This is a genomic window from Janthinobacterium sp. TND4EL3 (assembly GCF_900156175.1).
GTDB lineage: Bacteria > Pseudomonadota > Gammaproteobacteria > Burkholderiales > Burkholderiaceae_D > Janthinobacterium.
Genome location: NZ_FTMV01000002.1, coordinates 56,091 through 75,126 on the forward strand (window position 1 = coordinate 56,091; position 19,036 = coordinate 75,126).

17 protein-coding genes, 1 tRNA gene and 3 pseudogenes are annotated in these 19,036 nt (G+C 52.3%); 14 read left to right on the forward strand and 7 right to left on the reverse strand.

The features are described 5' to 3' along the window. The first annotated feature begins 124 nt into the window (after positions 1-124). From BXA07_RS03830 to BXA07_RS03875, 11 genes are read left to right on the forward strand one after another with little or no spacing between them, the layout of a single operon-like run. Positions 125-1,336, forward strand: a complete 1,212-nt coding sequence (locus BXA07_RS03830; protein WP_244556180.1) for a GumC family protein — start codon at positions 125-127, stop codon at positions 1,334-1,336. Then, complete coding sequence (locus tag BXA07_RS29930; protein WP_139335418.1) at positions 1,336-2,544, forward strand: hypothetical protein; 1,209 nt, start codon at positions 1,336-1,338, stop codon at positions 2,542-2,544. The genes BXA07_RS03830 and BXA07_RS29930 overlap by 1 nt, the downstream gene beginning before the upstream one ends. Positions 2,545-2,603: 59 nt before the next feature. Then, positions 2,604-3,809, forward strand: coding sequence for a hypothetical protein (locus BXA07_RS03835; protein WP_076565794.1), 1,206 nt, complete (start codon positions 2,604-2,606; stop codon positions 3,807-3,809). 34 nt (positions 3,810-3,843) lie between these two features. Then, complete coding sequence (locus BXA07_RS03840; RefSeq protein WP_076565796.1) at positions 3,844-4,971, forward strand: glycosyltransferase; 1,128 nt, start codon at positions 3,844-3,846, stop codon at positions 4,969-4,971. A 2-nt stretch (positions 4,972-4,973) separates the two neighbouring features. Then, positions 4,974-5,867, forward strand: a complete 894-nt coding sequence (locus tag BXA07_RS03845) for a glycosyltransferase family 2 protein (RefSeq protein WP_212592267.1) — start codon at positions 4,974-4,976, stop codon at positions 5,865-5,867. 9 nt (positions 5,868-5,876) lie between these two features. Beyond that, positions 5,877-6,911: a polysaccharide biosynthesis protein gene (locus BXA07_RS03850; RefSeq protein WP_076565800.1), complete on the forward strand. Its 1,035-nt coding sequence runs from the start codon at positions 5,877-5,879 to the stop codon at positions 6,909-6,911. Positions 6,912-6,914: 3 nt separating this feature from the next. Beyond that, on the forward strand, positions 6,915-8,024 hold the full coding sequence (locus tag BXA07_RS03855; RefSeq protein WP_076565802.1) for a UDP-2-acetamido-2,6-beta-L-arabino-hexul-4-ose reductase: 1,110 nt from the start codon (positions 6,915-6,917) through the stop codon (positions 8,022-8,024). Next, positions 8,021-9,151: a non-hydrolyzing UDP-N-acetylglucosamine 2-epimerase gene (wecB, locus tag BXA07_RS03860; protein WP_076565804.1), complete on the forward strand. Its 1,131-nt coding sequence runs from the start codon at positions 8,021-8,023 to the stop codon at positions 9,149-9,151. The genes BXA07_RS03855 and wecB overlap by 4 nt, the downstream gene beginning before the upstream one ends. 10 nt (positions 9,152-9,161) lie before the next feature. Then, positions 9,162-10,433, forward strand: a complete 1,272-nt coding sequence (locus tag BXA07_RS03865) for a glycosyltransferase family 4 protein (RefSeq protein WP_076565806.1) — start codon at positions 9,162-9,164, stop codon at positions 10,431-10,433. Then, the gene (locus BXA07_RS03870) at positions 10,414-11,358 is read left to right on the forward strand and encodes a UDP-glucose 4-epimerase family protein (protein WP_348532951.1); all 945 of its coding nucleotides are present in this window, start codon (positions 10,414-10,416) and stop codon (positions 11,356-11,358) included. Before BXA07_RS03865 ends, BXA07_RS03870 begins: the two co-directional genes overlap by 20 nt. Further along, a complete protein-coding gene (locus BXA07_RS03875) occupies positions 11,355-11,915 on the forward strand; it encodes a sugar transferase (RefSeq protein WP_076565810.1) in 561 nt (186 codons plus the stop codon). Before BXA07_RS03870 ends, BXA07_RS03875 begins: the two co-directional genes overlap by 4 nt. 194 nt (positions 11,916-12,109) lie before the next feature. On the opposite strand, the pseudogene BXA07_RS03880 reads toward BXA07_RS03875, so the two are convergent. The 5 genes and pseudogenes from BXA07_RS03880 to BXA07_RS29940 form a co-directional block, all read right to left on the reverse strand. Next, positions 12,110-12,373 (reverse strand): annotated as a pseudogene (locus BXA07_RS03880) (integrase core domain-containing protein); the annotation flags it as partial. A 43-nt stretch (positions 12,374-12,416) separates the two neighbouring features. Beyond that, positions 12,417-12,622: pseudogene (locus tag BXA07_RS29935) on the reverse strand (integrase core domain-containing protein); the annotation flags it as partial. A gap of 1 nt (position 12,623) precedes the next feature. After that, a pseudogene (locus BXA07_RS31240) lies at positions 12,624-12,828 on the reverse strand (IS3 family transposase); the annotation flags it as partial. 247 nt (positions 12,829-13,075) lie between these two features. Beyond that, positions 13,076-13,432 carry a diacylglycerol kinase gene (locus tag BXA07_RS03890; RefSeq protein ID WP_076565812.1) on the reverse strand — a complete coding sequence of 119 codons (357 nt, stop codon included), beginning with the start codon at positions 13,430-13,432 and terminating at the stop codon, positions 13,076-13,078. Between the two features lie 308 nt (positions 13,433-13,740). Beyond that, positions 13,741-13,992, reverse strand: coding sequence for a hypothetical protein (locus tag BXA07_RS29940; protein WP_139335419.1), 252 nt, complete (start codon positions 13,990-13,992; stop codon positions 13,741-13,743). A gap of 297 nt (positions 13,993-14,289) precedes the next feature. Here BXA07_RS29940 and BXA07_RS03895 point away from each other — a divergent pair. The 3 genes from BXA07_RS03895 to galE all read left to right on the forward strand — a co-directional run bounded on the left by BXA07_RS03895 (position 14,290) and on the right by galE (position 16,306). After that, positions 14,290-14,363 (forward strand) — tRNA-Gly (locus tag BXA07_RS03895). A 92-nt stretch (positions 14,364-14,455) separates the two neighbouring features. Then, positions 14,456-15,136, forward strand: a complete 681-nt coding sequence (gene trmB, locus BXA07_RS03900) for a tRNA (guanosine(46)-N7)-methyltransferase TrmB (protein ID WP_076565814.1) — start codon at positions 14,456-14,458, stop codon at positions 15,134-15,136. 150 nt (positions 15,137-15,286) lie between these two features. Continuing rightward, positions 15,287-16,306, forward strand: a complete 1,020-nt coding sequence (galE, locus tag BXA07_RS03905; RefSeq protein ID WP_076565816.1) for a UDP-glucose 4-epimerase GalE — start codon at positions 15,287-15,289, stop codon at positions 16,304-16,306. A 141-nt stretch (positions 16,307-16,447) separates the two neighbouring features. Here the strand turns inward: galE and BXA07_RS03910 are convergent, their stop codons facing one another. Next, a complete protein-coding gene (locus BXA07_RS03910; protein ID WP_076565819.1) occupies positions 16,448-17,734 on the reverse strand; it encodes a Glu/Leu/Phe/Val family dehydrogenase in 1,287 nt (428 codons plus the stop codon). Between the two features lie 162 nt (positions 17,735-17,896). Further along, positions 17,897-18,877 carry a LysR family transcriptional regulator gene (locus tag BXA07_RS03915; protein WP_076565821.1) on the reverse strand — a complete coding sequence of 327 codons (981 nt, stop codon included), beginning with the start codon at positions 18,875-18,877 and terminating at the stop codon, positions 17,897-17,899. Between the last annotated feature and the right edge of the window lie 159 nt (positions 18,878-19,036).

The following is a 19,036-nucleotide window of genomic DNA, read 5'->3' on the forward strand; positions in this document are numbered from 1 at the left end:
GTGTTGATATTTTATTTCTCAAGTTTCCGCAGTCAAATTGATTGAATAAGTTGGTTACGCATGTTATTTATTAAATTTACGTGGATTAACAAGAAATTATGATTACTCTAAACGGCCAGCAAGCATGACCAATATTCGCACCAATGAAGCGGTAGTTAAAGAGCAAGAGCCAGACAGTAGCGGTGCCATTGATGCTATGAGTTTACTGCTAATTTTTGCAAAGCATAAAAGATATATTATTGGTCTTCCTTTGGTGGCTGCAGTGCTAGCATTTGGAATGAGCTTCCTGCTTCCCAATGTCTATAATGCAGATACTCGCCTCCTTCCACCTCAACAGTCTCAAGGAGGAGCCGCTGCATTTCTTTCCCAGTTAGGTGGAGTTGCCGCGGCTGTATCAGGTGCTGGAGGAATTAAAAATCCGAATGATGTATACATCGGTATGTTGAAAAGCCGTGCTATAAAAGACAAAATAATAGAAAAATATGATCTCAAGGTGGCTTATGGCACCGACTCTCTGGAAACAGCTCGCATAAAGTTAGAAGAAAACACGTTGATTGTTGCAGGTAAAGATGGATTAATATCCATTGACGTGATGGATAGTAATCAGGAACGTGTTGCCAAATTGGCTAATTCCTACGTGGATGAGTTATTGACACTAACTAAAACTCTTGCCGTAACAGAAGCATCAAAAAGAAGATTGTTCTTCGAGCAGCAGCTTGAAATATCAAAAAATAAGTTGGCTGAGGTAGAAATGGAGTTAAAGCGCACTCTCGATACTAAAGGAGTCATCAGCGTCGACGGCAACAGCAAAGCAATCGTGGAAACCGTTGGTCGCTTACGTGCGTTGATCTCTGCAAAGGAGATCGAACTCAGCTCCTTAAGTGCATTTATCACGCCGAGCAATGCTGACTATAAGCGTGTACAGCAATCGTTGATCAGCTTGCGCAGTGAGTTGGCCCGGCTTGAAAATGGTCGTCCCGATACTGGTACCTATACTGAAAAAGTCGCTGAAAACCCTGAGGGGTTGCAGAATATCAGGCTTTTGCGTGACGTCAAATATTATCAGATGCTGTACGAGTTGCTGGCAAAGCAGTATGAGGCTGCGCGACTCGAAGAAGCGAAAGATCCTGCCATCATCCAAGTCCTTGATGTAGCCAAAGTACCGGAACGGAAAAGCAAGCCGCGGCGTTTGAATATTGCTATTTTTGCCTTTCTTGGGACATTATTTTTCACGATTATCGTGATCTTTTTGCGTGATGCCAGTCGTGAGATATCGAGAGATCCATTGCGTGATTCTCAAATGCGTGAATTAAAGTCGCATCTGCGGTTCTGGTAATGTCATCTATTGTTTTACGTAACGCAATTTATCGAAAAAGTTTCAAATTTTTCGTGGTAGCGCTTGGCCTGCTTGCCGGTCCAGGAGTTTTGTTCACCTTGCCATATATATTAGGACCGATAGAATACGCGAATTTCGCAAAGATGCTGGCCGTTTCACAGTTAATTTCGATTGTGGGTACTGTCGGACTTGAAGTTGCATGTCCACGTTTAGGAGTAAAGGTACCGATTGCAACTAGGCATGCTGTAATTACGACTTTGCTGGCAGCATTTTTTTTGTATTTTCTCTCGCGTAGTCTTTCTACGCCGCAATATATTTTGGCAGTTATAGCCGCTCTTTGTAATACCCTGAACGCCATCTATCAGTCGTATCTGGTATTTTCAGGCCGGACCATGAGTTACGGAATATCTGGTGCCGCCAAGGCCATCACAATATTGCTTGTACTAATTTTATTCTTACATGCAGGATTTGATGCTGGAGTGGCATGGTCGGTTGCTTCGGTGATTGCACTGATGATTGCCACATATTTTATGGTATATGAGCGCGACAGGATGAAAGTAGATGATAATCCGGCCAACACCAACCTTGCGGCTATCTTTAAATTGGGACTACCATTGGCAGTTATATACGGGACGGCGACTCTGCCGTTTGTGCTAGATCGAGTTGTTGCGCAGTCACATCTTTCGTCAATAGAATTTGCCAGATATGCGGTCGCGGTCACTTGGGCCGTTCCACTAGTGTATGTTGGAAATGTTTTTCAGCAATTTATAATTGCAGAGAGCGATGAGGAACTTTTTTCGAAATTTGCAAAATTCGCTACGATACTTTTTGTTCTAGAAGTATGTTATGCGATGCTGATAGTCATGCTGATCCTGATCGGTGTAAAAATTCCATATTTCACTTCGCCGACCGACTTTTTTTCATATTGGGGGCCTATTGTTTCTGTGTACGGGATTTATTCGGCCTTTGCATTTCCTGCAGCCGCGCTCATTCAAAAGAGCTTTGCAGTCAAAGAGATAGCGAAATTGGCCGCCTTGACAGCAATATTTGTCGGATTTTCAAGTGTTTTATTGTATGTATTCAGTAAATTCGCGGATGGTGCTGGGATTGCTGCACCAATTGTTTGCTCTCTTATTTTTGGTTTGGCATCCATTCTTCCTCGGTTATATTCCGTATGCAAACATATATCGACAAAAAAAATAGCTTGACGTGTTTGCTGATAATATTATTTATCTATATTGCATCACAAACGTCTGGAACATATTCCTTGCTGGCAGCGCCGTTGCTGATGCTTTATCTGGCAAAGCGGGCCACGCAGCAAGGTATTCAATTCAACCAGAATCCGGCTCTGTTGCTGATTGTATTCGCCTTCATCATTATGTTCTTTTATCTGGTAATGTTTGACTGGATTGAAGTGCAGCCATATCTGGATGTCGATGATGAAAGTCGTTCGTTTGTCATCAGAAGCGGCACCATGTTGCTATACTCGTTGATGCTTGGTTCGTTCATTGCGCTTTCTGTCCGCTTTCCTTATTGGTCTTTGAAAATACGGGAAAATTGTTCAAGTCCTAGACAAATTTTCGTTCTTTTTGTAATCGCATGGATTCCACTTTTATTGAATTCAGTGATTTATTTTATAGGCTATGCCGGTCGCGACTATGTTGAGGTGCATGCAGGCGGTGGGCTACTGCAATTCATGCTGAAAGGCATTTATCTTTCATTCGGCGCGGTACTGCTTATCTGTTCAAGCGCCGGGCCTGAAGAGAAAATTAGATTTCGTCTTGTTTTATTGAGCATTGGTTATATATTTGTGTACGGACTATTTTTCAAACTACGGTCCCCATTGATATTTTATCTGCTTGTGATTTTTTTCTTTTTTGGCGAAAGATTGTCTTTTAGGTACTTTTTTTTGATTTTTTCTATAGGCGTTGTATTTTTGCTGGGTGTCGCTTTGCTCCGTGATGCCACATTGGTAGATGCTGACGATCCATTGAAAGCATTCAATATGTTGGCCAATCTCGGAGATTTTGCCGATACCTTGAATTTCGCCCGCGAATATTTGCACACGCATGGTCCACTTCTTGGTCAGAGTATCTTTGGAGGTATCTTTGGCTATGGTGATTCATTGGGAAATGAGTATGCTCGTGATGTGTCGGTTGAATATTTTGACAGTGGTGGCGGATTCGGATTTTTCATGTTTTCTGAGATTGCGATCAACTTTGGTTTCTACGGCGGAATGTCCATCCTTGGTTTGCTTGGCTTTTTCCTGATCTGGCTACATCGTTATCGTGATAGAAAACTGATTGTTATTTTCATGGCGGTCACGTTTGCTAGCGTGCTCGCATTAGTGAGGAATGACATCGGTAGCACATTCCGCGGGGTGTTATATACTCTGGTGGCCGTGGGGTTTGTGCAAATTGTTATTAATGGATATCGACCACGTTTTGAAAAAAAACAGGTATTGGAAACTTGATTGCGCGCCATATGAAAGATGGTGACGAGATAAAATGAAAATAATGAATGTTGTGCCTGATATTGGTGAAGAAGCAAATGGCGTGACGCCGGTAATTCAGGCTCTTTCCAAATGGTTGGTTAAGCTTGGTAATGATGTTGGATTGGGAACTATTAAGGCTGCTGGTGATTTTCAGGAAGTTGATGTTCAAATCGGGAAAAAATGGCCCATTTTTTCGCGATTCGAAATATCAACTGAACTTGCTGGCAAGGTCAGTCGTGCTTCCCATGACTATGATATTGTTCATTGCCATAGTTTATGGTCGATGATTAATGTTGCGTGCGGGTATGTCGTCCCGGGAAAGCGGGCGAAACTGGTGACGTCTCCTCACGGCACACTTTCCAAGCATGCAATGAGGCGAACCTCATTTTTGAAATCGATTTTATGGCCATTTCAACGACGTCTGCTGGAAAAATCTGATTTGCTGCATGCCACCTCAGAGGAAGAAATTGCAGATATTCGACGTTTTGGATTTCGTGCACCGATTGCGCTGATCCCCAATGGCACCAACATTCCCGCAGTGCTGGCAAAACGGCGCTCGGAAGGGTCGCGCACCCTCCTTTTTTTGAGTCGAATTCATCCTACAAAAGGGTTGGAACAATTGTTGGAGGCATGGCAAAAGGTGAGCGACCGCCATCCGGATTGGTGCCTGGTGATCGCCGGCGTGGGTACCGATGAGTATGAAGGTCAAATCAAATTGCTCGCTACGAAATTGAAATTAGAGCGTACTGTTTTCTGTGGGCCGCTCTATGGCGAAGCGAAAGCCCAGGCTTATATTGACGCTGACCTTTTCATTCTTCCGACTTACACCGAGAACTTTGGCATGGTAGTTGCCGAGGCTTTGGCGCATGGTTGTCCCGCTATCGTCGGCACTGGTGCGCCATGGGCCGGCCTTGTTGATCATGATTGCGGATGGTGGGAGGACAACGACGTTGCTTCATTGGTGAAGGTGTTGGATCTGGCACTGATATCATCGCCTGACCGGTTGGAAAAAATGGGGAAAAACGGACGTTCCTGGATGAACCAAGATTATAACTGGGAAAAACTGTCGGGAAAATTTGATATCTCGTATCGCTGGTTGTTAGGAAAAGCAGATCGGCCTGAGTGGATTAAGGAGCTTTGATTTTGAATTCATGGAAAAAACACTCAGGACCAGGTAAAGTGCCTGTCGCGGTTGTTATGATCTCGTTGAACGAGGGACATAATATGCGTGAGATTTTAGGTAACCTCGCTGGTTGGGCCGATGAAGTTTTTTTGGTAGATAGTTATAGCTCTGACAAGACGGTTGATATCGCAATTGAACATGGAGTGCACGTTGTGCAGCGAGCATTCAAGGGATTTGGTGACCAATGGAATTTTGCTTTGACAAATCTTCCGATCACTGCGCCTTGGACCATGAAAATGGATCCGGATGAGAGACTTACCGATGCGATAAAATTTGAGATTGAAAATGCGATTGCGTCGAACAATGCTGAAATGTATTCGATTCCTATTCGCTTGCACTTTATGGGGCGCCGGTTACCTAGTGTGCTACACATGAATCGTTTGTGGAAAACAGGTAGTGCTTCTTTTAGTAATGTTGCCGCGAATGAACATGCTTTAAGTGCCGGGAGGCAGGCGCGACTCGTTGAGGAATTGATACACCTCGATAGCCCTAGTCTGGAACATTGGATTACCAAACAAAACGGATATACCACTGCTGAGGCAATTAGCCAGTTTCAAGGCAGAGCACTGACCACGCCACCGCGGCTTTTTGGCAGTTCTCTTGAGCGGCGGATGTGGGTCAAAAAGTTTTTCTGGCGTTTTCCCGGTCGGTATAAAATTTTGTTTCTATATCATCTTTTAATCATAGGTGCATGGCGTTCTGGGAAAGTTGGCTGGATATGGTCTCACTTGCGAACTGAGGTATATCGGCAATGGGAGTACAAGCACTATGAATTTTCACTTCGGGGATATATACCGCCAAAGGTGCCGCAAGGTTTTGGCAAGCCAGATCTTCGAGTCCAACAATCTAATTAATGTTAAAAAATGTTTAATAATAAAATTCTCCTTATTACTGGCGGCACGGGTTCATTCGGTAATGCAGTATTGAAGCGTTTTTTGGATTCGGAAATTTCTGAAATACGGATCTTTAGTCGCGATGAGAAAAAGCAGGATGACATGCGGAAGAAGTACAATAACCCGAAGTTGAAGTTTTATATCGGTGATGTACGTGATTTTTCGAGTGTCTTGAATGCAACCCGCGGCGTGGATTTCATCTTCCATGCCGCTGCTTTGAAGCAAGTTCCATCGTGCGAGTTCCACCCGATGGAAGCGGTCAAGACCAACATTATCGGTACGGATAATCTGCTTGAAGCGGCAATCCAGAACAGCGTGCGTCGCGTGGTTTGCCTGAGTACCGACAAGGCGGCTTACCCGATCAATGCCATGGGTATCTCCAAGGCCATGATGGAAAAGGTCATGGTTGCCAAGTCGCGTAATCTCGACGATGCCAAGACCGTCATTTGCGGTACCCGCTACGGTAACGTGATGGCCTCGCGCGGTTCAGTCATTCCTCTGTTTGTGGACCAGGTATTGGCAGGCAAGCCGATCACAACCACCGACCCAGCAATGACGCGCTTCATGATGACCCTCGAGGATGCGGTGGATCTGGTTCTGTATGCGTTCGAGCACGGCACCAACGGTGATATGTTCGTTCAAAAAGCTCCGGCCGCCACAGTGGAAACGCTCGTTGACGCCTTGCTGTCGATTATGAAAAAGCCGGATCACAAAGTCGATGTGATCGGAACACGCCACGGCGAAAAATTGTACGAAACCTTGCTGAGCCGCGAAGAAATGGCTGCCGCCGAGGACTTGGGCGGCTACTACCGTATTCCGCCTGACTTGCGCGATTTGAACTATGGCAAATTTGTCGAAGAGGGAGAGCAAAAGATTTCCACTTACGACGACTATAACTCGCACAATACCGAGCGCCTGGACACGGCTGGCATGAAAAAACTGTTGATGAAGCTGGAATTTGTCCAGGCGATCGCGCGCGGCGAGTCACCGGTCGAGGAAGGTTGAGCGATGAAGGTACTTGTTACTGGAGCGAACGGCTTTATCGGAAAGAATCTGTTGATCCATCTTCGCGAGCGTGGCATTGATAACCTCACGTTCCTGCGCGGCGATTCGCTCGATGCGCTGGATGCAAAAGTTGCGCAAGCTGAATTCATCTTTCATCTGGCCGGAGTAAATCGCCCAAAGATGGAGTCGGAATTCGAGGAAGGTAATGCCAACCTTACGCAAGCGCTGTGCGATGCGGTAAAACGCAGTGGCCGTCAGGTGCCGATCATTTATGCTTCGTCCGTTCAAGCCGAGCTGCCCAACGCCTACGGCGCCAGCAAGCGCGCGGCTGAGGATGCCTTGCGTGCCCTGGCATCCGAAATGGATGTGCCGGTGTATATCTACCGTTTGCCGAACGTCTTTGGCAAGTGGTGCCGGCCGAATTACAACTCTGCGGTGGCGACCTTCTGCCACAATATCGTCCACGGCTTACCGATCCAGATCAACAATCCGGCGTCCGAGTTGCGTCTGGTCTATGTTGATGATGTGGTTGCCGACTTCCTGAAAGTGATGGACGCGGCGCCAACCGCCGGCATGCCAGTGGAAGTGCAGCCAGTCTATACAACGACCGTCGGCGAGATGGCCGAGCTCTTGCAGGCCTTCAAGGACAGCCGTTCGACCCACGTTACCGAACGAGTGGGCACCGGCTTTACCCGCGCTCTTTATTCGACCTACATCACGTATTTTGAGCCGGAGATGTTTTCCTATCCGCTCGTCAAACACGAAGACCCCCGCGGCATGTTTGTTGAAATGCTCAAGACGCGCGATTCCGGTCAGTTTTCATTCTTTACAGCTCATCCTGGCATTACGCGCGGTGGACATTATCACCATACGAAGACCGAGAAATTCTTGGTTATCAAAGGCAAGGCGCGATTCTGTTTCCTGCACATCGAGAGTGGCCGCATGCATGAGCTGTGCACCAGTGCCGATGCACCGGAAGTGGTGGAAACGATTCCCGGTTGGTCGCACGATATCACCAACATTGGTGATGAAGAAATGATTGTGATGTTGTGGGCAAACGAGATATTTGATCGCCAACATCCGGATACCGTTGCATATAAGGTAACAGCATGAAAAAATTAAAAGTGATGACCGTGGTTGGTACACGGCCTGAAATCATTCGCCTGTCGCGTGTCATGGCCAAGCTCGACGAGTATTGCGAGCAAATCATTGTCCACACCGGACAGAATTATGACTACGAGCTCAATGAAATTTTCTTCCACGATCTTGAAGTGCGTAAGCCCGATCATTTCCTGAATGCCGCGGGCGGTACTGCCGCCGAGACGATCGGCAAGATTATTATCGCCGTGGATGCGGTTCTGGAACAGGTACAGCCTGATGCGATACTCATTCTTGGCGATACGAATAGCTGCCTGTCAGCCATTCCGGCGAAGCGACGCAAGATCCCTATCTTCCACATGGAAGCAGGTAACCGTTGTTTTGACCAGCGGGTGCCCGAGGAAACGAATCGCAGGATTGTCGACCATACAGCAGACATCAACCTGACGTACAGCGATATCGCCCGGGAATACCTGTTGCGCGAAGGATTGCTGCCGGATCGTATCATCAAGACAGGCAGTCCGATGTACGAAGTTTTGCATCACTACAAGGCGCGAATTGACGAGTCGGATGCGGTCACGCGCCTGGGACTGGTCGAAGGTGAGTATTTTGTGGTCAGCGCACACCGCGAAGAGAATATCGATTCGCCTGTCAATTTTTCCAAACTGGTCGAGGCATTGAACAACGTTGCCGAAACATACGGTTTGCCGGTGATCGTTTCAACGCATCCACGTACCCAAAAGAAAGTCGACGCGCTGGGCGCCACCTTCCATCCGCTGGTGCGTTTGCTCAAGCCACTTGGTTTCCGGGATTATGTGAAATTGCAGGCGAGCGCCCGGGCGGTGCTGTCTGATAGCGGCACAATTAACGAAGAATCATCGATCTTGAATTTCCCGGCATTGAACCTGCGCGAAGCGCATGAACGGCCTGAGGGCATGGAAGAGGCTGCAGTCATGATGACCGGTCTGGAATGTGATCGCATACTGCAAGGACTTGCAATTCTGGCGGATCAGCCGCGCGGTGAGCAGCGCAGCCTTCGCCTAGTTGCCGACTACAGCATGCCCAATGTCTCGGACAAAGTTGTCCGTATCATTCATAGCTATACCGACTACGTCAACCGCGTAGTTTGGAAGAAGCAATAGAGGTAACGAAGTGCGCCTACTTGTTGTTACTCAGTACTTTTGGCCGGAGAACTTCCGGATCAATGACCTAGTTGCCGAACTGGTTGGGCGCGGCCACCATGTCACGGTTCTGACCGGCCATCCGAACTACCCGGCGGGTGAGTTTTTTAGCGAGTTTTTGGAAGCGCCAGAAAATTTCAACCAGTATGCCGGTGCGGACGTGGTGCGTGTGCGCCATACTGCGCGCGGCAAGGGGGGCGTGCGGCTGATGCTCAATTACTTAACATTCGCCCTGAGCGCGACATGCGGTGGGTTGTGGAAATTGCGGGGACGCGACTTCGATGCTGTTTTTTGCTATGAACCGTCGCCGATCACGGTCGGCCTTCCCGCTGCGGCATTGCGTGCGGTAAAGAAGGCCCCATTGGCATTCTGGGTGCTCGATTTGTGGCCGGAGACTTTGCATGCGATCGGCGTGGTGAAGTCACCGGCGATACTTAGTGCTGTTGGCAAGCTGGTATCGTTTATTTATAAGCGCTGTGACCTTATCCTCGCTCAGTCGCGTGCGTTCGTTCCGAATATCGTGAAATATGCAGGTTCGTCGGCGCGGGTCGAATATTTTCCCAGTTGGGCGGAATCGGTATTCGACATGGCGGGAGTGGCACCTGCGGTCGAAATGCAGAGTGATACGTCGACGTTTACGGTCATGTTTGCTGGTAATGTAGGCGATGCGCAGGATTTTCCGGCTATTCTCGCCGCAGCGGAAATGCTGAAGGGGAATCGGGCAATTCGCTGGGTAATCGTGGGTGATGGCCGGCTGAGTGGCTGGCTCGCCGAGCAGGTTGTGGCGCGCGGCTTGTCCGAGTGTTTTATTTTGCTCGGACGCTATCCGGTCGAGCGTATGTCCAGCTTTTTCAAGCACGCGGATGCATTACTTGTTTCCCTCAAGGATGAACCGATTTTCTCGATGACGATCCCGGGAAAATTACAGTCCTACCTGGCTGCCGGCATTCCTTTGCTGGCGATGTTGAATGGGGAAGGCGCAGATGTGGTGAGACAGGCTAGGGCCGGTTTGACTTGCGGGGCGGGTGACCATGAAGGCCTTGCCAATGCCGTATTGGCAATGGCATCGATGACGCCTTCGGAACGTTCTGCGATGGGAAAAAACGGCCTGGAAGCGAGTGCCGCCCAATTCAGTCGGGAGGGGTTGATTTCTCAATTGGAGCAATGGCTGGCCGAGATCCAGTCTCATCCAAGTGCAACCCAACAGAGATTAAAAAATGATAATGCTTGTTACAGGAAGTAATGGTTTTGTGGGCAAGTCGCTTTGCCGCACTTTGCGCGTAGGTGGAAGCACGGTGCGGGCCGCTGTCAGGAAGGCTGCCGGCGCCGACGAAATCAATGTTGGCGACTTGAATGGCAAGACCGACTGGCGCATTGCGCTGCAGGGATGTGATGTGGTTTTTCACTTGGCCGCGCGCGTGCACGTCATGTCCGACAGGGATCAAGATCCGCTGCGCGCCTACCGGGATGTGAATGTGGATGGCACGCTCAATCTGGCCAGACAGGCGGTTCAGGCTGGCGTGCGCCGTTTCGTCTTTGTCAGCAGCGTAAAGGTGAACGGCGAGTCGACCACGACGCAGCCGTTCAGGTCTTCCGATGTGCCGATGCCCTGCGATCCTTATGGCCAGTCGAAGATGGAGGCTGAGCAGGCGTTGCAGCAGTTAGGCCGTGAGACCGGATTAGAGGTGGTGATCGTACGACCACCGCTGGTGTATGGTCCAGGCGTGAAAGCGAATTTCCTGAATCTGATCAAACTGGTGCAAAAAGGTGTCCCGTTGCCATTTGGCAGCATCAGCAACTTCCGCAGCATGGTTGCATTGGATAATCTGGTCGACTTGCTAATTGTCTGCAGCAAGCATCCTGATGCGCCTGGTAACATTTTCATGGTGTCCGATGGGGCCGATATGGGCATCAAGGAATTGGTGACGAAAATTGCCAATGCGATGAACAAACGGCTCTGGTTGGTGCCAGTGCCAGTGGGGCTGATGATCGGCGCCGCAAAATTGCTGGGCAAGCAAGGTGTTGTAGATCGCTTGTTCGGCTCACTCCAAGTAGATATTGCACATACTCAAGCGACGTTAGCATGGCAACCTGTGGTTACGTCGCAGGCGGCAATCGACAAGACCGTCGAGCAGTTTTTTTTGGTGAATGATAGAAAGAAAAAATGAAGAGATTATTTGATTTGCTTCTGAGTGTGATTGCGTCGGTGATCTTTTTTATTCCGCTTTGCCTGCTTGCCGTGGTGGTCAAGGCCACCTCCAAGGGGCCGGTACTGTACTGGTCGGATCGTGTCGGTCGTGGCAACCGTATTTTTTCCATGCCTAAGCTGCGTACCATGCGGATCGATACGCCGGTGGTTGCCACTCACTTGTTGACGGATCCAAAAACATTTTTGACGCCTGTCGGCGGCTTTCTGCGCAAATCCAGCCTTGATGAAATACCGCAGCTTTGGTGCATCATGTGCGGAGACATGAGCATCGTTGGCCCACGGCCGGCGCTGTTCAACCAACAGAATCTGATCGACATGCGGACCGAGCAAGGTGTACATCTGATTCGGCCTGGTCTAACCGGTTGGGCACAAATTAATGGTCGCGACGAACTGCCGTTGCCGGAAAAAGTAAAACTGGATTCGGATTACGTCCAGCGCCAGTCTTTCGGCTTAGACCTGAAGATCATCATGCTGACGGCCCTTAAGGTAGTTCGGCGCGACGGGATCGTACACTAATCATTACAAAGGCTTATGTTGCCGACAGGTACAGGAATTCGCCCAGTGTTGCTTTCAGTCAGCCTTGGGCGAGCAAATGCATCCCGCGTCGTGGATCCGGAGCCAGCACAGGCAACGGCTTTGCGTTCACGCATGATTCTTACGTGTTCGGTAGGCTGTCCAGTCCTAAAATAGGTTGACAGTATTTATTGCTGTTAGAACGCCCGATGCACCGCATCGGGCGTTTTGTATTGCAGGGCCGCATGCGGCCGTTCCTTGTTGTATATTCGCACCGATTGCGCCACCATTTTGCTCGCCTGTTTCAGGTTTGCAGGTCGATTCAGCAGGAACTCGACTTTCAGAATGCCGTTGATGCGTTCGGCCAGCGCAATCTGATAACAGTCGTAGCCATCTGTCATGGAGCAAGTCAATTCGTGACGACGATGAATTTCCTGATAGTAAGTCGAGCAATACTGGATGTCCCGGTAATCCCCCATTTTCAGATTGCACTAAAAGCAGAGGTTAAGCGGCCAAGGCAAGCTTCTGTTTTGGTGTGATACCGGAAAGTGCCACGTTGGGCCGGTCGTGATTGTAAGTCCACAGCTAGCGGGTTGCAAATCCTGAATCTCATCGAGCGTTTCAAACAGGTGATGGGCCAGTCAGTCGTATCGCATCGTGAGGTTATAGCGCTCGACATAAGCATTCTGCTGCGGCGGGCCAGGTTGAATTGCGCAGCTCCCTAACTTCACGCTCCGGCGCTTTAAGACGCTCGCTTTCGGCGGTGGCGGTGCCCTGTATCACGCTCTCGTTAGCGGACCCAGTGACGCCAAGTTTCGGCGGTACAGCCTATTGTGGCTGCGATGGACATGATGACCACCCACTGCGACTCGTACTCGCTTCCGGCCTCTGGGACTATGCGCACGGCGCGCTCCATCACTTCAGAGAAGTATTGAGCTGATTTTTCATGGTGTGGCTCGATTTTCTCAAAGTTTGAGCCTCCTTCAAACCCGGGGCGATTCAATCTCAGCAGTTCGGATAGTTCAGCCGTCCATGCGCCTACTCCGTTTTAACTCGGTGTCCATTTTGGCTTCCGTCAAAAGAATAGCGGCCTTTTTTGAATATGTTGCCAGCATGGTACATACGATGCTGGTACCTCGCTTGCATTAGTTCCTCAACACGTTTTAGACCGCCACCACGTCGATCAGAAAAGCAATAAATACCCCTGCAGCAGTGGCACTAAGGATGAGTACCGAGCCAGCGGCGCAATCCTTGGCGATCTTGATGCTGGGATGCAGGCTCGGATGCAAATGATCGATCATTTGTTCTAGGGCCGTGTTGAACAGTTCAGCGCCCAACACCAATCCACAATTGAGTAACAGCAGAGCCCACCAGACCATGGCGGGCTTGTACCAGGCCAGTACGCTTATCACCATCAGGGTGGCAAGACACTGCAGGCGAAAGCTCGACTCCGTGCGAAAAGCCGCAGCAATGCCTTGTAAGGCAAATCCCATGCGTTTGAGAAAAGGCTGGTTTTTCATCGCGGCTGAAGCAGTTGTATAAGGCGTTGGATGGGCATAACACGAAAATTCTTATTGACAGTGAGTATGCATAGCGGAGATATGACTTGGAATGTGATATCTAACTGCTTTAAAAGCAGAATTGAGCCAGTATGCTTAAAACTTGTTTGAAAAAATAAAAGCCCATTTTTCAATCAAATGAAAAAGGGCTCTTATTATGAAAGGTGCGCATCACCAATGATGGCACTTTCAGCGCATCAGACTTTTACTTCCAGTCTGAAAATAAACTGGAGTTCGAGTCTATCTGTCGCTGCCAGGGCAGCTAAGAATTAATGATGGGTTGTGGTGGCGTGCGCGGTGGTCGAATCCGAGCTTGCTGCACCGGCGACAACAGCGACGGCTGCGCCGATTGCGATCAGGGCGCTGGTGCTCAGGCCGGCAACGGTGCCGGCAGCAGCGCCGGTTGCGCCAGCTGTTGAGGCTGCTGCTGCTGGTGCTGGTGCAGGTGCTGGGGTTGATTGAGCCATTGCTTGCGCCGAAGCGAAGCACAGGATTGCCGAAGCGATCAGAATTTTCTTCATGGGATATCCTTTTAGGTTGAACAGGGGAAATACTAAACTGTCACATGATTGTAGCAACATTTCCTCTGCTAGTCTGCATTGCACCGTTGATGGATGCAATAATTGATTGTATTTTAATCCAATAGTTAGATAATTCCCTTGGATGGCTGCTATTGAAGTTGTTCTATGTCAACAAAATCAGTCCGCTATCGTTGCCTCCCCAAATGTTTTGTTACCGGTACTGATGCGACCTCAAGCGACGTCAACATTGCCGGGGGTTTGCCAAGTCCTTCCCATCCCGCGTAAAATGCAGGCTTCGCGGGTGTAGCTCAATGGTAGAGCAGAAGCTTCCCAAGCTTACGACGAGGGTTCGATTCCCTTCACCCGCTCCATTTTTCGCTGGCGCCTGACTTTGTGCGGCGCGGCCACTTATTTCTCCATTCCCATGTCTTCTGATACCCCAGCAAACGGCCCGGCGCGGCCAATGATGTACGATCCGACCGAACACCGCATTCGCAGTTTCGTGACCCGTGCGGGACGGCTTTCCGTGGCGCAGGCGCGTGCGCTGGAGACGCTGGGGCCGCAGTTCCTGTTGCCTTTCGTCAAAGAACCGATGGATTTTGAGCAGACGTTTGGCCGCAAGGCGCCTGTCATCCTGGAAATCGGCTTTGGCATGGGGGCGACCACGGCGCATATCGCCAAGGCCATGCCGGAGAAGGATTTCATCGGCGTCGAAGTGCACACGCCTGGCGTCGGCAGCCTGTTGAAACTGATCGGCGAAGAGTCACTGACGAATCTGCGCCTGCTGCAGCATGATGCCGTGGAAGTGCTCACGCACATGATTCCCGCCAATTCGCTGGCCGGCATCCACGTCTTTTTCCCCGATCCATGGCACAAGGCGCGCCATAACAAGCGCCGGCTCATACAGTCGCCATTCGTCAAGCAGTTGACTGATCGCCTGGCACCGGGCGGCTATCTGCATTGCGCCACCGATTGGGAAGACTACGCAGTGCAAATGCTGGAAGTACTGGGCGCCGAGCCGCAATTGCAAAATAGCGCTGATGGCTATGCGCCGCAGCCGGCATATCGTCCGCTGACCAAGTTTGAAAACCGCGGCTTGAAGCTGGGCCATGGCGTGTGGGATCTGGTGTTTATCAAGAAATAAAACGCATTGTGGCGGCTCGCCCGTCCGTATCATTTGCACAAGCCTGCTGCAGCAATGCCGCGGGCTTTTTTATTACTTGCATGGCCTCGTGCGGGCTTGGCAAAGCGGGGGAATTCCGTTAGTCTTATCTTTTTTGCATTGATTGATATTATGACCAAGAAGATACTCGTGACAGGGGCGTCTGGTTTCATCGGCTCGCACACCTGTGTCGAACTGCTGGCTGCTGGCTTTGACGTGGTCGCGGTGGACAATCTGTGCAACAGCGCGCACGAAGCGATGGTGCGCGTCGAGCGCATTGCCGGCAAACGCGTGCCGTTTTATGAGGCCGATGTGCGCGACCGCACGGCCATGGCCGCCATCTTGCGCGACCACGCGATCGATGCCGTGATCCATTTCGCTGGCTTGAAGGCCGTGGGCGAATCCGTGGCGCAACCGTTGATGTACATGGACAACAACGTGACAGGTACCATTGCCTTGCTGGAAGTGCTGGCGGCGGCTAACGTGAAGCGTTTTGTGTTCAGCTCATCGGCGACCGTGTACGGCGACCCGGAAGCCTTGCCTATCCTGGAAACGTCGCGCCTGTCCGTGACGAATCCGTATGGCCGCTCGAAGCTGATGGTCGAGCAGATTCTGGCCGATCTCGTGCATGCTGATGCTCAATGGCAGGTTGGTGTGTTGCGCTACTTCAACCCGGTCGGTGCGCATGCCAGCGGCTTGATCGGCGAAGATCCGGCTGGCATCCCGAACAACCTGATGCCTTTCATCGCCCAGGTCGCCGTGGGCCGGCGCGAGCGCCTGGCCGTGTTTGGCAACGACTACGATACGCCGGACGGCACGGGCGTGCGCGACTACATCCATGTGGTCGACCTGGCGCTGGGCCATGTGGCGGCGCTGAACCGCCTGTTCTCGACCGAGGGCGGCTTTACCGTCAACCTGGGCACGGGCCACGGCTATAGCGTGCTCGATACCGTGCGCGCCTTCGAGGCGGCCAGCGGCCGTCAGGTACCGTACGACATCGTGCCGCGCCGCCCTGGCGACATCGCCAGCTGCTACGCCTCGGCCGACAAGGCGAAGGAGTTGCTGGGCTGGCAAGCGCAGAAGAATATCGACGACATGTGCCGCGACCACTGGCGCTGGCAGCACCAGAATCCGCAAGGCTACGCGGCGTAAACAAGCCCGACAGATACAAAAAATCCCGCTCACACGCAAGTGTAGCGGGATTTTTTTAGAGCGCCAGCAACCCAATGGCGCCTGAAAAATGTCTGGGGCGAGGCGAAGCAACAACGCCCCAGGCATTTTCTCAGGCAGCCATTATGGATACAGGCCGCGTACTTCGCGCGCCTGCAGCACGCGCGTGCACGCCAGGATGAAGGTGGCGGTACGCATCGACACTTTCTTCTCTTGCGACACTTGCCATACCGCGTCGAACGCTTCGCGCATGATGCGGGTCAGGCGGCTGTTGATTTCTTCTTCGGTCCAGAAGAAGCTCGAGAAGTTCTGTGCCCACTCGAAGTAGCTGACGGTCACGCCGCCGGCGTTGGCCAGCACGTCCGGCACGATCAGCACGCCGCGGTCGGTCAGGATGTCGTCCGCTGCGGGCAGGGTCGGGCCGTTGGCGCCTTCCAGGATGATCTTGGCGCGGATGACTTGTGCGCGTTCGGCCGTGATCTGCTGTTCCAGCGCGGCCGGGATCAGGATGTCGCAATCGATGCCCCAGAAATCTTCGCGCGGCACGAATGCCTCGGCGCCCGGGAAGCCTTCGACGCTGCCCACTTCGGCCACGTGTGCCAGCAATTGCGGGATGTTCAAGCCGCCGGAATGCACGACGGTGGTCTTGTGGTCCTGTACCGCCACGACCTTCGAGCCGGCTTCAGCAAACATGCGTGCGGCGACGCCGCCCACGTTGCCGAAACCTTGCACGATGACCTTCGCGCCTTCGAGCGACATGCCGACCTTGGCGGCCGCATCGCTGCCGACGACGAACACGCCGCGGCCCGTCGCATCGCGGCGACCCAGGCTGCCGCCCAGCGAGATAGGCTTGCCGGTTACCACGCCGGTCGACATATTGCCGCCGATCATGGCATAGCTGTCCATCATCCACGCCATGACTTGTTCATTCGTGTTGACGTCCGGCGCCGGAATATCCTTGTTCGGTCCGATGATCATGCTGATCTCGCTCGTGTAGCGGCGGGTCAGGCGCTGCAGTTCGCCGCGCGACAGGGTCTTCGGATCGACGCGGATACCGCCCTTGGCGCCGCCGTATGGCACGTTGACCGCCGCGTTCTTGACCGTCATCCAGGCCGACAGGGCCATCACTTCCGACAGGGTCACGTCCTGGTGGAAGCGCACGCCGCCTTTACCCGGGCCGCGCGACAGGTTGTGCTGCACGCGGTAGCCTTCGTAGTGGGCAATGGTGCCGTCATCGCGCTCGATAGGCACGTCGACCGTCAGGATGCGCTTTGGACGCTTCAGCGTTTCCACCCAGCGCGACAGGTTGCCCAGGTACGGCGTAACGCGGTCGATCTGCTCGAGGTAGACGCCCCACGGGCCCAGGTCTTCAGGATTGAGGTAGGAAGGAAGTGCGTGCTTGCTGGTCATGCTTGATAAGCTCCTGGACAATACGAATACGTTAGAGGCGCAGCCGAGATGCAGCTGCGCGCAGCGGAACCGCATCGTAGGCGATAGCCTCCTGCCCCGGCCAATGCTTTGTGCGCATCCGGTTATGCATTTATTGCATAGTTTTGCTGTCGTGATTGCCAGTCAGGATCGGGGACTGTCCCCGGTGCTGCGCTTGCGGCGCTTGCCGCTGCGCGCCTTGCCTTCCTGCGCCTGCACCAGGTATTGCCACAGGCTTTCGACGATGGGCTTGCCGGGACGCAGGCTTGACGGCCGCTCGCGGTACAAACGTATTTCCAGTTCGATTTCCCAGCCTGGCGCGCCGCCGTCAGCGCGTGCCAGGTGCTTGTACTTGACATCGCGCATGACGGCAGACTCCGGCAAGAAGGCGATGCCGCGTCCTTCCAGCGCCATCATCTTCAAGCCTTCGGCCATGTCCGTCTCGTAGCAGGTCTCGAGGAACAGCGGCGTCTTGGCGTCGGCCACCAGCAATTCGACCATGCGCCCCAGGTAGGCGTTGTTGGTGTAGGAGAGGAAGGGTAGCGGCTCCTTGGCGCTGCCGGGCAGGACGAAGTCCGGTACCTTGTCCTGGCCGCAGCGCGCGTACGCGCGCAGGGTTTCGCGGCCCATCACCAGCATGTCGTAGCGGCCCGGATCGAGCTGCACCGGCTGGCGCGGATGGTGGTAGCACAGCAGCAGGTCGCAGCCGCCATCGACCAGCTGCAGCACGGCGTCGTGCACGTTCAGCGCCATCAGGCGGCTGTTGATCGGCGCAAAACCTTCTTCCAGCGCCGTCAGCCATTTCGGCATGAAGGTCAGCGACAGGGTGTGCGGCACGGCGAAGTCGACACTCGTCTGCGTGGCCGCGCGCTTGCCGCGCAACAGGGCGCGCACGCCATTGATCTGCCCCAGCATCTCCAGCGCCTGCTCGTAGAACACGGCGCCGGCCGGCGTCAGCCGCGTGGGGTAGGAGGTGCGGTCGACCAGATCGATGCCGAGCCAGTTTTCCAGCGACTGGATGCGCCGCGAGAAGGCCGGTTGGGTAACGTGGCGCAGGGCCGCGGAACGGCTGAAGTTATGCGTTTCAGCGAGCGAGATGAAGTCTTCCAGCCATTTGGTTTCCATCGCAGGATCGTACCGCCTTTGTGGGCAAATGCAAAGGGTGCCGGCGCCCGCCGAGCAAGATTTCTAAAATGCAATAAATAGTTCTTTGCTATCTAAAACATCTGGCAGAATACATGACTGCTGCGGCCAGCCATGGTGCCTACTGTGCCGCATCTTCCC